The organism is Salibacterium qingdaonense, assembly GCF_900114715.1.
GTDB lineage: Bacteria > Bacillota > Bacilli > Bacillales > Marinococcaceae > Salibacterium > Salibacterium qingdaonense.
Genome location: NZ_FOTY01000005.1, coordinates 33,364 through 47,293, shown reverse-complemented (window position 1 = coordinate 47,293; position 13,930 = coordinate 33,364). Strand labels below are relative to the sequence as shown.

General features: G+C 49.8%; 11 protein-coding genes. 9 read left to right on the top strand and 2 right to left on the bottom strand.

Annotation, left to right across the window (positions count from 1 at the left end; genetic code table 11):
• Positions 1–6: 6 nt before the first annotated feature.
• From BM058_RS06095 to BM058_RS06075, 5 genes are all read left to right on the top strand, one after another.
• Positions 7–375 carry a DUF2294 domain-containing protein gene (locus tag BM058_RS06095; protein WP_090926152.1) on the top strand — a complete coding sequence of 123 codons (369 nt, stop codon included), beginning with the start codon at positions 7–9 and terminating at the stop codon, positions 373–375.
• Between the two features lie 21 nt (positions 376–396).
• Positions 397–3,342 carry a formate dehydrogenase subunit alpha gene (fdhF, locus tag BM058_RS06090; protein WP_090926151.1) on the top strand — a complete coding sequence of 982 codons (2,946 nt, stop codon included), beginning with the start codon at positions 397–399 and terminating at the stop codon, positions 3,340–3,342.
• A 1-nt stretch (position 3,343) separates the two neighbouring features.
• Positions 3,344–3,853: a DUF1641 domain-containing protein gene (locus BM058_RS06085; RefSeq protein ID WP_090926150.1), complete on the top strand. Its 510-nt coding sequence runs from the start codon at positions 3,344–3,346 to the stop codon at positions 3,851–3,853.
• A 132-nt stretch (positions 3,854–3,985) separates the two neighbouring features.
• Positions 3,986–4,648, top strand: a complete 663-nt coding sequence (locus tag BM058_RS06080; RefSeq protein ID WP_090926149.1) for a DsbA family protein — start codon at positions 3,986–3,988, stop codon at positions 4,646–4,648.
• The gene (locus BM058_RS06075) at positions 4,645–5,067 is read left to right on the top strand and encodes a disulfide oxidoreductase (protein ID WP_090926148.1); all 423 of its coding nucleotides are present in this window, start codon (positions 4,645–4,647) and stop codon (positions 5,065–5,067) included. Before BM058_RS06080 ends, BM058_RS06075 begins: the two co-directional genes overlap by 4 nt.
• A gap of 250 nt (positions 5,068–5,317) precedes the next feature.
• Here BM058_RS06075 and BM058_RS06070 read toward each other — a convergent pair whose 3' ends face one another.
• Entirely contained in the window at positions 5,318–6,220 is a 903-nt protein-coding gene (locus BM058_RS06070) for a nuclease-related domain-containing protein (RefSeq protein WP_090926147.1), read from the bottom strand.
• Between the two features lie 634 nt (positions 6,221–6,854).
• Entirely contained in the window at positions 6,855–8,432 is a 1,578-nt protein-coding gene (locus BM058_RS06065; RefSeq protein WP_090926146.1) for a BCCT family transporter, read from the bottom strand.
• A 238-nt stretch (positions 8,433–8,670) separates the two neighbouring features.
• On the opposite strand from BM058_RS06065, the gene cyoE reads away from it, so the two are divergent.
• The 4 genes from cyoE (at position 8,671) to BM058_RS06045 (ending at position 13,929) form a co-directional block, all read left to right on the top strand.
• Positions 8,671–9,600, top strand: a complete 930-nt coding sequence (cyoE, locus tag BM058_RS06060; RefSeq protein ID WP_090926145.1) for a heme o synthase — start codon at positions 8,671–8,673, stop codon at positions 9,598–9,600.
• A gap of 31 nt (positions 9,601–9,631) precedes the next feature.
• Positions 9,632–12,040 carry a bifunctional diguanylate cyclase/phosphodiesterase gene (locus tag BM058_RS06055; RefSeq protein WP_090926144.1) on the top strand — a complete coding sequence of 803 codons (2,409 nt, stop codon included), beginning with the start codon at positions 9,632–9,634 and terminating at the stop codon, positions 12,038–12,040.
• Between the two features lie 709 nt (positions 12,041–12,749).
• Positions 12,750–13,079, top strand: coding sequence for a PadR family transcriptional regulator (locus BM058_RS06050; RefSeq protein ID WP_090926143.1), 330 nt, complete (start codon positions 12,750–12,752; stop codon positions 13,077–13,079).
• On the top strand, positions 13,069–13,929 hold the full coding sequence (locus tag BM058_RS06045; RefSeq protein WP_090926142.1) for a permease prefix domain 1-containing protein: 861 nt from the start codon (positions 13,069–13,071) through the stop codon (positions 13,927–13,929). The genes BM058_RS06050 and BM058_RS06045 overlap by 11 nt, the downstream gene beginning before the upstream one ends.
• Position 13,930: the final 1 nt, after the last annotated feature.

Sequence of the window (13,930 nt, the reverse complement as noted above, 5' to 3'; positions counted from 1 at the left end):
AACTGTATGAATAAATATGAAGCTGAATTCAGTAATCTGGTGCGTTCGTTCCGCAAAAAGCATATGGGGAAGGGCCCGAGCCATATCACCACGACGTTCTGCAAAAACTGGGCGATATGTGAGATGGAAGGCAATCTTTCCCCTGTAGAGAAATTCATAGCCAGTGAAAAAGACGGCAGGCAGATGCTGCGTGAAGCCAGAACGCAGATGGTAAAAGAAATATATAAGAAGCACCGTCCGTATGAAATGGAGGAACTGTTGGGAAGTAATTTTGTGGAGTTATTTGTAGATATCGATATTGAAAAAGATATAGGTATGTCCATATTTGTGTTTGAAGATAATGTAGAGAAGAAATTCAACGGCCGGTCATATTGAAAATGGAAAGGAGTGGACACGTTGGCAGATAAAATGGCAGTAAAAATCAACGGAAAAGAAGTAACGGTGGATGAGAATGTTTCAGCCCTGAATGTTTTAACAGACGATGAGCAGCAGGTTCCTTCTGTCTGTTATCATCCAAGCCTTGGGGCGATTGAAACATGTGATACCTGTATTGTAGAAAAAAACGGTGAACTGGTTCGTGCCTGTTCCTCCGGAGTCAGCCGGGGAGATGAATTCAACACCGTTTCCAAAGATGTGAAAGATGCCCAGAAGATTGCCATCGACCGCATCCTGTATAACCACGAACTGTACTGCACGGTCTGCGATTACAATAACGGAAACTGCGAGATTCATAATGCTGTGAAAGAAATGAAAATCGAGCATCAGAGCGTACCGTTTGAACCTAAGCCCTATGATAAAGACCGAAACAGTTTTTACCGGTACGATCCAGATCAGTGCATTCTGTGCGGACGCTGCGTGGAAGCCTGTCAGGACGTACAGGTGACTGAAACGCTCACGATTGACTGGGAACGGGAGCAGCCGCGGGTGATTTGGGACAATGATGTACCGATTGAAGAATCATCCTGTGTGTCATGCGGGCACTGTTCCACTGTATGTCCGTGCAATGCGATGATGGAAACCGGAATGGAAGGAGAAGCCGGGTACATGACCGGCATGAATGAAGACACCCTTCGACCGCTTATTGATATTACAAAAGGAGTGGAAACCGGATACAGCTCGATTCTTGCCGTATCGGATATGGAAGCCTCGATGCGGGACAGTCGTATTGATAAGACAAAGACGGTTTGTACGTACTGCGGGGTCGGCTGCAGTTTTGACGTCTGGACAAAGGGCCGTGACATATTAAAAATCGAACCGCAGCAGGAGGCTCCGGCCAACGGGATTTCTACCTGTGTGAAAGGGAAATTCGGCTGGGATTTTGTAAATAGTGAAGAGCGTCTTACAAAGCCTCTGATCCGGGAAGGGCAGATGTTCAGGGAAGCGGAATGGACCGAAGCGCTGGAGCTTATTAAACAGAAATTTACCGATATCAAAGAAGAACACGGGGCAGATGCGCTCAGTTTTATCAGTTCTTCCAAGTGCACGAATGAAGAATCGTACTTAATGCAGAAACTGGCGCGAGGCGTTATCGGCACCAATAATATCGACAACTGTTCCCGTTATTGTCAGAGTCCGGCGACCATGGGGCTCTTCCGCACCGTCGGCTACGGAGGGGATTCGGGTTCCATCACTGATATTGAGCAGAGTGAGCTTATCATTACTGTAGGATCGAATACGTCGGAATCCCATCCGGTACTTTCTACAAGGGTGAAAAGTTCTCATAAGCTCCATGGTCAAAAGCTGATTGTCTCCGATTTGCGGAAACATGAAATGGCGCAGCGGTCGGATTTGTTTATCCGTCCGGAATCCGGTACGGATTTAATCTGGCTTTCTGCGGTGACCAAATATATCGTGGATCAGGGCTGGGCAGCTGAGTCCTTTCTGGAGCAGAATGTGAACGGGGTGGAACATTATAAAGAAACGCTGGCGCCGTACACGATGGAATATGCATCAGAAATGACCGGCGTGTCTCAGGAAGATTTAATCCGTACCGCCGAAATGATTCATGAGGCGGGCAGCGTCTGTATTCTCTGGGCGATGGGCGTTACCCAGCACCAGGGAGGAAGCGATACGAGCACAGCCATCTCCAACCTCCTTCTTATCACCGGCAATTACGGCCGGCCCGGTACCGGTGCCTATCCGCTCCGCGGCCACAACAACGTCCAGGGAGCCAGTGATTTTGGAAGCATGCCGGACCGCTTTCCAGGATATCAGTTTGTCAGTAATGATGAGGTGAGAAGCCGTTTTGAGGAAGCCTGGCAGGCGGATATTCCGAAAGAAAAAGGGTTGAACAATCATGAAATGGTGGAGGCCATTCATGAAGGAAAGTTAAAGTCGATGTATCTCAAAGGCGAGGATATGGGGATTGTCGATTCCAATATCAACTACGTGCACGGGGCGTTTGAAAAACTGGATTTCTTTGTCGTGCAGGATCTATTTCTCACCACCACAGCCCAGTTTGCGGACGTTGTCCTTCCGGCAAGTCCGAGCCTTGAGAAAGACGGCACGTTCACCAATACAGAACGGCGGATTCAGCGGTTGTATCAGGCGCTGGAGCCGCTTGGCGATTCCCGTCCGGACTGGAAGATTATCATGGATATCGCAAATCAGCTGGATGCCGGCTGGAAGTACGACCATCCATCGGAAATCATGGCGGAAGCGGCATCGTTAACACCACTGTTTGCGGGTGTAACTTATGAAAAGCTTGAAGGATATAAGAGCCTGCAGTGGCCGGTGCACGCTGATGGTACGGATGAACCAATGTTGTTTGCCGAGCGGTTTCCGTTTGAAGACGGACGGGCCCGCCTCTATCCGGTCGAATGGACAGAACCGGTGCAGTATGAGGAAGAATATGACCTGCAGGTGAACAACGGACGCCTGCTGGAGCATTTCCATGAAGGAAATATGACCTATCAGTCGGAAGGAATCACACGCGGCACGCCGCGCGCCTTTGTCGAAGTATCACCACAGTTGGCAAAAGAACGGTCTTTGAGCGATGGGACGGTTGTACGGCTGATTTCCCCTTACGGCGCGGTTAAACTGCCGTGTCTTGTGACAGAACGGGTGCAGAAAAAAGAAGTCTACATCCCGCTGAATGATGACGGAGACGGTGCAGTTAACCGCCTTACGAGTAGCTATGCGGATAAAGACACAGATACCCCGGCGTACAAAGAAGTGCGGGTGAAAATGGAAGTGCTGGAGGAGGGGGGGACGTCCCCGCTTCCGAAAATCAATCACCGTTTCGGGAATCCGCAGCCGCAGGTCGGTGTCCAGGTAGAGAAAAAATGGCAGCGCAGCGATTACACATTCCCCGGGGACGTGGTGAAAGGAGAGGATCGTTGACATGGCTGAAAAAATTCAGCATATCAAGAAACAGGAGCCATCGGAAGAAGAGCAGCGGGCACGGGACCTCCGTGAAATCGAAGATGCTTTGATTGATAACAAAGAGGTTATCCTGAAATCTCTGTCAACCTTGCAGCATGCGGATGATCGGGGCGTGATATCTCTGCTGCACGGCCTGTTTGCCGACGGGGACAAAGTGCTGCAAGTCCTCGCAGAGACGATGAACAATGAAGAAAACACAAAGGCGATCCGCCATCTTCTCCTGCTGATGGGGATCGCCGGTAAACTCGATGTGGAAAAAATAGAGCCGCTGCTGCTCAAATTTAACGAAGGCCTGCGGCGTGCAGGGGAAGCCGGGGACACCGAAGAAAAGACAGGGTATATGGATCTTGTGAAATCATTAAAAGATCCGGAAGTCAACCGGGCAATAACCCTGCTTCTCACCTTCCTGAAAGGAATGGGGCAGGAGACGGAACAGGATATGAAAACCGGTGGAGAGTCTCCCGATTAATATGCGTTTTGGCTGTACTATGGTTTAAAAAGAAGGGTCTTCCTGTTTTTGGTGTTCTGTCACAGCTATTATGCTTATTTTCGTGTAAAATGAAAGAAGCATCTGTAACAGAACGAAAGAGAGGCAAAACGTATGAAATCTAAAATTCTTGTCATTGTGACGGCCGTAGTATTTGTTGCGATGGGTGTTTTTCTGATTACGAGACCGGACAACCCGGGAGGAAGTCAGGCAGGCTCGAAGCTGGAACTGGATAATCAGCCGGTGATGGGAGAAGAAGATGCGCCGGTGCAGGTGGTGGAATTCGGGGACTATAAGTGCCCGGCGTGCAAATCATGGAGTCAGACGGTGTTTCCAAAACTTCAGGAAAACTATATTAACAGCGGCGATGTCTCGTTTACTTATGTGAATACTCTGTTCCACGGCGAGAAGTCAAGGCTTGCGGCACTGGCCTCGGAATCGGTATGGGACCGCAGTCCGGAGGCGTTCTGGTCGTATCATCAGACCATTTTTGAAAACCATCCGGGCGGTCAGTCGCAGGATGAAGCATGGGTTACCCCGGATTCGCTTGGGGATATGGCCGCTCAGGTGGACGGAGCGCCTGCAGCGGAACAGGTGGCAGAGGACGTGCAGCAGGGGACGTATGAAGAACAGGTAAGCACTGACGAATCACTTGTAGATGAGTATAATATTCAATTTACCCCGAGTATTCTGGTGAATGGAACGCTCATTGAAGATCCAATGGACTGGGAGTCTGTTCAGGCGGCGGTTGAAGAGGAGCTGAATCAGGAGTCATGAGAAAGTTCGTCGTATCCTACGGATTGTATGCTGCATGGCTGGTGTCGGCAGCAGCTGTTTTCGGGAGTTTGTATTTCAGCGGGGTGCTTGGTTTTGAGCCTTGCAAACTCTGCTGGTACCAGCGCATTCTGATGTATCCGCTTGTGATAGTGCTCGGCATCGCAGCTTTTGATAATAACCCCCGTATCATTCGGTACGTGCTTCCTCTACCAGTGGTGGGCGGTCTGGTTTCGGTATACCATTACCTGATGCAGAAAGTTCCCGGGTTCGCTCCCGTGGAACCGTGTGCCCAGGGAGTTCCGTGTCAGGGGCAGTATATCAATCTTTTAGGCTTTATTACCATTCCCTTTCTTGCTTTGATGGGCTTTCTACTTATCACTATCCTGCTGTCTCTGCTTGCTAAGTGGAAGCAGAGCTGATTAAAAATCCGGGTGACACGACGTCATCCGGATTTTTTGAGTCCGCGTGCTGATTTGTGAGCGTCCGGCGGCCAAAGTGGGTGGGAAAAGGGGCGTAAACGTAATCAAGGGTGATCCATAAGACAGTTTGAGGGAGTGGGGAGCTGATCAAACGTAACCCGTTGCGTTTCCTAACGACGTTTAGGGTGCGCGGAGGCGGTGCAAACGCAACTGGGGGAAGATGGGGGTGCCGTTTGCAGAGCCATTCTGGTCACTGGTAATAAGCATGCTTCCCTCTCCCTCTGATTTGGAAGTTTGTGGTCAGAATCCTCCTTGCCGACCGCGGAGGCAGGCCGCCTCCGCACCATTCGATGATGGTATTGGTGGTGAGCTTCTCATCGGGAAAAAGGCGCCTGAATTCCTCTATGCTCTGCAACACACCTTGATCCCTGCTGACAGCGGTTTGACATCCCGGGCAGATCAGCATTCTCTTCTCTTTTTTCATAAAAGAAAAGCACTCCGCGCAGAGGATTCCTTTTTGCAGATCGGTGAAAGTATAGGGCGGTGTCCGCGAAGGAAAGGGGATGGTCGTCCCGCGTTCGAGGAGAAGTGCCGTCCTGCCTTCCTCTTTCTCTCCGGAAGGCAGCGAGTCGCGTTTCCAATTCTGACGAAACCTCTCTATCTGGGAAGGGAAAAGAATCGGCATATCAGGAGAAGCGTGGTAGAGCGTGAAAAGGGGATTCATGAAAATCAGAAAGGCGTGAACCGGCACGTCCCACTGCAGCTGCTGCATGAGCTGGCGGAGCAGTGACTCGTTTTTTCTCAGCTGTAGGAGAGGGCTTTTGATTTCTTTTCCGTAGAGGGTAAACCATGAATCATCTTTCACATAAAAGTCACCCTCATATTGTTTTACCTCAAAAAGATAGATGCCTTGAGGGGTGATCCATAACGAATCAAGCTGGCAGTAGGTGTGGCTGATTTCAAACGAGATATCATGAATCATTACCGGTTGTGGATCGAGCGTGGATGCCCAATCGTCGAATTGCATTTCTCCCTCGAATCCTTTTTCAAGATGGTGGTAGTACTGCTTTTCTTTCGGGGGAAGGGAAGAGCGCAGGTTCAGGCTGCGAAACAGTTGGAGTTCGGGGGATGGGCGGCGCTTCTTTTTAATCATAGGTCACTCCCTTTCGATTTCTTATATCATAGGGAAAGATGGAAGAAAAAGCAAGTCCCGGCGTCTAAACGACGATTGACGTGTATTGAGTCCCCTAAACGTAATCATGAACGGTCCATAAGACAGTTTGCGACTGCCGATCCTCGATCAAACGCAACCCGGTGCGTTTTTTAACGACGTTTAGGGTACGCGGAGGCGGTGCAAACGCAACTGGAGGAAAAAATAATCCGGATCATGCAGTGCTGCGCCGCGTGATGGGGATTTTTTGGGGTGCCTGGACCGGCTTATGAGGATCCTACGGCCAAAATGGGTGGGAACTGGGGCGTAAACGTAATCAAGAGAGGTCCATAAGACAGTTTGCGACTGCCGAGCTCCGGTCAAACGCAACCCGGTGCGTTTCTTAACGACGTTTAAGGCGTACGGAGACGTTGCAAACGCAACTGGAGGAAAAAACAATCCGGATCATGCAGTGCTGCGCCGCGTGATGGGGATTTTTGGGGGTGCACGGGCCGGATTGTGAACGTCCTGCGGCCAAAGTGGATCGGAAATGGTGTACAAACGTCATCATGAACACCTGCCACGGCCGAAATACAAAAATACAAGAGCCGCGCACGGTACGCGCGGCTCCTGCTTCTTACTCTGTATGATTTTCAATCTGCTCCCGAATCTGGCGCTGCCGTTCTTCTTCTTCGAGCTCCCGGGTCCTCCGGTAGTCTTTGCGTATCGATTTAAGAAGCGATATGGCCGCGACAAACAGAACGACAGAAAACGGTAATGCTCCGACCAGTGAGGCGGTCTGCAGTCCGTTTAATCCCGCGCTGATAATCAGAATTAAAGCCAGGGACGCAATCAGGGTGCCCCAGATGATTTTCAAAAGGACGGATGGGTTCTCGTCGCCGTTTGATGTCATCATGCCAAGAACGAAAGTGGCGGAGTCGGCGGACGTGACAAGAAACGTAAATAACAGACAGATGGCAAGAACCGAGAGTATGGTACCAAGCGGAACATGCTCAAGCATGGCAAAGAGAGCGGTGGATGTATTCTGTTCGACGGCAGCTGTAATGTCGGTTCCCTGAAACAGATCCAGGTGGATCGCCGTCCCGCCGAAAATACCGATCCAGATAATACCGATAAGAGGCGGCGCGACCATAACACCGAGCACGAATTCACGCAGGGTGCGTCCTTTGGAAATACGGGCAACGAACATCCCGACAAACGGCGCCCAGGCAATGGTCCATGCCCAGTAATAGACCGGCCACTCCTGCACCCAGGTACTGTCTGTGTATTGATCCAGCCGAAGACTTGCCTGGAAAAAATTCTGCAGATAATCGCCGATTCCAGTTGTCAGCGCGTTTAGAATAAACCCGGTTGGTCCGATAATAAGCATGGCAACCATAAGAATGAGAGCCAGTCCGAGGTTCACGTTACTCAGATACTTAATCCCCCGGTCGAGACCGGACACGGTAGAGGCCATAAACAGGAGAAACATGGCTGCGACAATTCCGAATTGAATCATACGGCCGGACGTGAGATCGAATACGCTGCCAAGACCGCTTCCAATCTGCATGACACTCAGCCCAAGCGTTGTCGCAACTCCCATAACCGTTGCCAGAACCGCAATGATATCAATTGTATGACGGAGCGGTTTTTTTCCGTGGTCTCCGATAACCGCGTTCATGGTGTCGCTGATCAGGCTGCGCTCATCCTTCCGGTAATGAAAGTACGAGATCGCAAGTCCTACGAATGTGAAAGATGCCCACTGGTGGATGCCGTTGTTAAAGAATGCGTTCCACATCGCCTCTCTCGCAGCGGCAGGTGATTCCGCCTCGATGCCGGACACAAAAGGTGGAGGCGTTCCGAAGTGAGTCATCGGTTCAGCCACGCCCCAAAAAACGATACTGACGCCGAACCCACAGCTGAATAACATAGCAATCCAGGTGAATAGTGGATATTTTGGTTTTGCATCCACTCCTCCCAGTCTGATTTTTCCGTATTTACTAAAAGCAATATAGAAATTAAACAGAATGAGAAACAGCACAAACACCAGGTAAAACCATCCGAATGTACCGGCTATCCAGCTGTACACCATATCAGCCATTTCCGCTAACGCATCAGGTGCGAAAGCGCCCCATAACGCAAAAACAAAGATAATAGGAAAAGAGACCCAGAAAATCGTGTTCATGAACGGAAATCGTTTCGTTTTGTTTTCCATAGTTAACACCTCTTTTGCACATGGTATTAAGAAGAGTATGAGACAAATAAATAAGGAAACGGCACGGGTAACCATTTTGCAGACTTCAGATTGTATACCCTTTCACGGGAAACTTCATGTCACAAATTTGAAATTCACCGAAATGTGTCGCTGAATGGTCAAACCGTTCCGTATGTGCCGGTTCGTATGTCTGATATAATGGTACATAATATTTATTATAGAAATGAAGAGGATAATCATGCGGAAAAATCAGAAGATAAATGAAGCTTCCGTAGCAGGGAAGCCGTCGTTTGCAGAAGTTTTGTCAAAAACGATAAAAACAGGAATCATCAAGTCGAATTTATTCCCGATGGCCGCAGGGTTGACCCTGGCGCTATATACGTACCAGCTCGGAATTATAGAAAAACTTCCGGCAATCCTGAGCGCTTTTGCGGGGTCCATTCTCGTCATGGGCGCAGCAGGTGCCTTCAATAATCTGTATGACCGCGATATTGATTCGATGATGGAGCGGACAAAGAACCGGCCGACTGTTACCGGGCAGATCAAAGCCAAGACAGTATTATGGCTGGCAGTGTTTATGAGTATCGCCGGGGTCGGAATACTTGCGCTTGCCACGCCGCTTGCTGCACTTTTGGGTTTTCTCGGCATCTTTTTTTATGTCGTTCCCTACACGATGTGGAGTAAACGGCGGACGGTTTATAATACGGAGATCGGCAGTATTTCCGGGGCGATGCCGCCTTTAATCGGATGGGCGGCCATGTACCCTGATATCTCTCATCCCGCCGTGCTGGGTTTGTTTGTCATCACCGTCATGTGGCAGATGCCGCATTTCTACGCGATTGCCATCCGCAAATACGAAGAATACCGTGCAGCCGGGGTTCCGATGCTGCCGGTTGTGAAAGGTGTCCAGCGCACGTACGTCCAGACCAACGTTTATCTCGTTATTTTAATCGGTATCAGCTTTCTGCTTGGCACTTTGAGTCTTGGATTGATGCTCGTCTCCCTTCTACTCAGCATCACCTGGCTGGTACTTAGTATGTATGGATCGAAAAAAATGGACGCCGAGAAATGGGCAAAAGCGATGTTTATTTTCTCGCTGGTCCACATGACGGTCTTCTTTTCAACAGTTATTATTTACTCCCTTACAGGGATTTTGTTCCAGATGTAGATCGGGGTGAAAGGAAGGAAATGTGGCTTCAATGGAATTAATGCAGGGAACGTACCAACCATCGCTTGTGCTTTTATCGCTGTTTATTGCGGCTTTTGCGTCCTATGCCGCTTTTCATGCTGCCGGGCGTCTTGGAGGATCGACATCCAGAAAAAAAATTCTGTGGGCCATTGCCGGTGGTTTCTGCCTCGGCGGCGGCATATGGTCGATGCATTTTATCGGGATGCTTGCTTACGACATGGGAATGAGTGTCACTTATGATCCGGTACTGTTTGCACTCAGCGTAACCTGTGCGGTGACGGCGAGCTGTCTGGCTTTTTTAATCGTACAGTTTTTTCAGCCGAAACTTATATTTCATCTTATTGGTTCCGTTTTAATAGGCGCCGGCATTGTGTCCATGCATTACATCGGGATGGCTTCCATGCAGATGGGGGCGGAACTTATTTATGATTATATGTACGTGGCACTGTCTGTTCTCATAGGATTGGCGGCTTCTTTTTCGGCGCTGCGGCTTCTGTCCGCTCTTCCGTCGATCAAACACCGCGGAAAAAGGGAAGCTGGATTTATCGGAAGTGCCATTGTGATGGGGGCAGCGATTTCCGGTCTGCATTATACCGGGATGGAAGGCACGTATTTTCTGCCCGGCGACGGCGTGATGAGCCCGTCCTCCTCTTCCTTCCTTGGATCGGAGCTGTTGTCGGTTCTGATCAGCATGGTCGTTATGATGATTTTAACCATTACCATCATCGTTGCTGTTTTCACGGGCAGAGTAGAGTCGAGTCAAAACAAATCAAACTATTTGGAAGATCTCTATCAATCTATTATTCATTCTGCGACAGACGCCATTGTGACAGCAGACAAAGAAGGTACTATCATATCATGGAATGCAGCGGCGGAACGCATTTTTGGTCACAGCAAAGAAGATGTCATCGGTCATGATTTGACGGTCATTATACCGGAATCCTACCGGGACGCTCACAATGCCGGATTCACGAATCATCAGCATACAGGAGAAGAAAAACTGATTGGAAGCGTCGTGGAGCTCGAGGGACTGCACAAAAACGGCAGGACGTTTCCGATTGAACTCTCCCTTTCCAAGCAGGGAAGAGATAAAACTGTCTATTTCACTGGTATTATCCGCGATATTTCCGAGCGGGTGGAGCAGAATGAACGAATTCAGGAGCTCGTATACCGGGACGAACTCACAAGACTGCCGAACCGGCGCATGTTGAACGAGCACCTGCAGCATATGCTCGATCAAAAGGCTGTGTCCCGGATTGCGGTTCTTTTTATAGACCTGGATCGTTTTAAAAATGTAAATGATGTGTTCGGTCACAGGATTGGGGACGAACTGCTGATTTCCGCCTCGCAGCGGATGAATGAGGAACTTCGGGAAGAAGATTTCATTGCCCGTCAAAGCGGCGATGAGTTCGTCGCGGTACTCCCTAACGCCACCCAGTATCAGGCGGTACATACAGCTCAGTCGCTGATTCAGTCGCTGAAACGTTCTTTTCTCGTGGAAAATCACGAGTTGTTCGTGACGGCTTCTATCGGCATCAGCATATACCCGCAAAACGGCCGGTCCGCCGAAGAATTGATACAGTACGCGGACACCGCCATGTACCAGTCGAAAAGCAACGGACAGAATCAGTACTGCTTTTTCACGCCGGACATGAATGAGGAAGTATCGAAAAAACTGCTGCTTGAGTCCGATCTGCGCAAAGGTTTGAAAGAGGGGCAGTTCCAGCTCTACTATCAGCCTCAGGTCAGCGTCGCATCCGGCGAAGTCAAAGGGTATGAAGCCCTGATCCGGTGGGAACACCCGGAGTACGGCATGGTTTCTCCCGGTGACTTTATCCCGCTGGCTGAAGAGACAGGCTTGATTATCCCGCTCGGCCGCTGGGTGCTCGAAGAAGCATGCCGGCAGATGATGGCGTGGATAAAGGATGGCGGCGGGGTCTTGAGAATGTCGGTTAATATATCCGCCATTCAGTTCCAGCAGCCGGATTTTGTACAGATTGTGAAAGATATTCTTGCCGAAACCGGACTGCCGCCTGCCTATCTGGAACTTGAAATGACCGAAACCATCGTACAGGACACAACGCAGTCCATTCCGGTCATGAAAGAAATACGGGACATGGGAGTCAAAATATCGCTCGATGACTTCGGTACAGGGTACTCCTCCTTGAGCTATTTGAAAGATTTTCCGCTCAACACCTTGAAGATCGACAAGTCGTTTATCGATAACATGGAACAGGGATCCAGGGAAAAAGCGATTGTCGACGCTATCATTCATATGGCGCACCGGCTGGAATTCAATGTCATCGCAGAAGGCATCGAAAACGAGGCCCAGCTCCAGCTGCTTTCCGGTGAAGCATGCGAAGAGTATCAGGGTTATTACTACAGCCCGCCGCTTCCTTCGTCGAAAATTGAAAAATAATCTTGAGTCTGGGACAAAACCTAAATCAGATAAAGAATGCCGAACGATTAAAAAATCGTTCGGCATTCTTTATTTTGGAAAGGCACCGCTGCGCCAACATATTTCGCTTTTACTCCAGAGCACAAGGGCGGCATCGATTCGCCGGGGCTCATCGTGTCTTCTTTGTACCTGTCCGTTCCATGACCCGTTGGCCGGCATCGAAACAACACCTGAACGGATCCGGCCGTACGGACGCAGAAAATGCAGGCGTTTGTTTGCTGTGTTCAGGTTGGGGGGACGGACATTCGTTGCAAATGGGTTCTAAGGCACTTTAGGGGAAAAGGACCCCCTAAAACGTCGTTGGACACATCGCCGAAGGCACTTTATAGTATCCGGTACCCCTCAAAACGTCACTATGAATGATTCCAAAGGCACTTTAGAGGGTTCGGTGCCCCGGTAAACGTCAGTAGCCTGTGGAAGTACGTCACGTGCGGGCGCTGACCTGACCGCACATCCTGCAGGGCCCCGCGACTCGTGCTGTTTGGAGCAGGAGTCAAAGCATGTAGGCTCCGCTGCTGGACAATGGTTGAACAACGCCGCCGGACATTCGTGTTTTTCCTCCACCTATTTTACTTTTGTCCCAGACTCGCTGTTTTATCATCAGCCCTTGTGTTACGATGTATTTAAATTTATACTGTAACTGTATTCCAGTGAAAGGAAAGAATAGAATATGGATAAAGAAATGATGAAAGGCAACATTGATTTGATTCTGCTGTCGTTGGTGGCGGACCGGGATCTGTACGGTTATGAGATGACGAAGAAGCTGAAGAGCCTGAGTGATGAGGCGTACAACATGAGTGAAGGGACGCTGTATCCAGCCCTGAAGCGGATGGAGCGGAAAGGCTGGGTAACGTCTTATTGGAGCACACCGGAAGGAGAACGACGCAAAAAATATTACGCCATCACCGAAGAAGGCGGGGCCGAACTCGAACGCAAACGCCGGGATTGGGCGTCGCTTCATGATCTGCTGGATAAGGCGGGAAGAGCGTATGACACGTAAACTGGAGACTTATGTGAAGCGGATTGCCAATCAGACCGACTGCAGCCGCGCAGAGCGTGATGATCTGTATGAGGAATTGTTATCGCACGTTCAGATGCGGCGGGATGAAGAGATCGAAGCCGGAAAAACGGAAGATGAAGCGGAGGAGGCGGCAATAAGCATGTTCGGGAAGGAAGCGCGTATCGGAGACGGCCTGCAGCAGGCGATGTTTCCGTTCCGGCGGGAACTGCTGCTGGCGCTTGCGGTGCTCTCATTTATGTTCACCTTCGGGAAGTATATATCATCGCTTGTTCAGACCCGCGAAGCTCTCTGGTTTGTTCTCTATGGAACAGTTGGTCATTCGGCCGTACTGTTTTTTGCATTAAACCGTGTATTTGCCGTGAATCGGAAGTTGTGGCTGGCACTTGCTTTGGTGTTGAATCTCCTGTTCCTTGTTCCTCAATGGAGCGGTCTGGGGTTTTTCGGTTCCGGTTCCTTAGGTCCGGTGCTTCCTTTGATTTTACTGCTCAATCTGTATCTTCTGTACCGGACTGTACTCACGTATGAACAAAAAAAGAAACATAAAAAGTCACGGCGGGTTATCCATACCGTCAATATTACGCTTGGTCTCGCAGGTGGTTCGGCGGCACTGTATATTCATCTCATCGCCATGGGTTTCGGTGCGTCCGCTGCCATTTTACTGAATGTGTTGATACCAATGCTCTTATGGGCGGGACTTTATACGGCTCAAATCCTGCTGCTCCCTCGCTTTCCGAAGCTGGTTTTAGGAAGCTTGGTTTTGACCGTTCTCATTCTGGCGTATATGTTCTGGCCGATCATCCTTCCATATGCGGCGGGATTATTTGAATAAG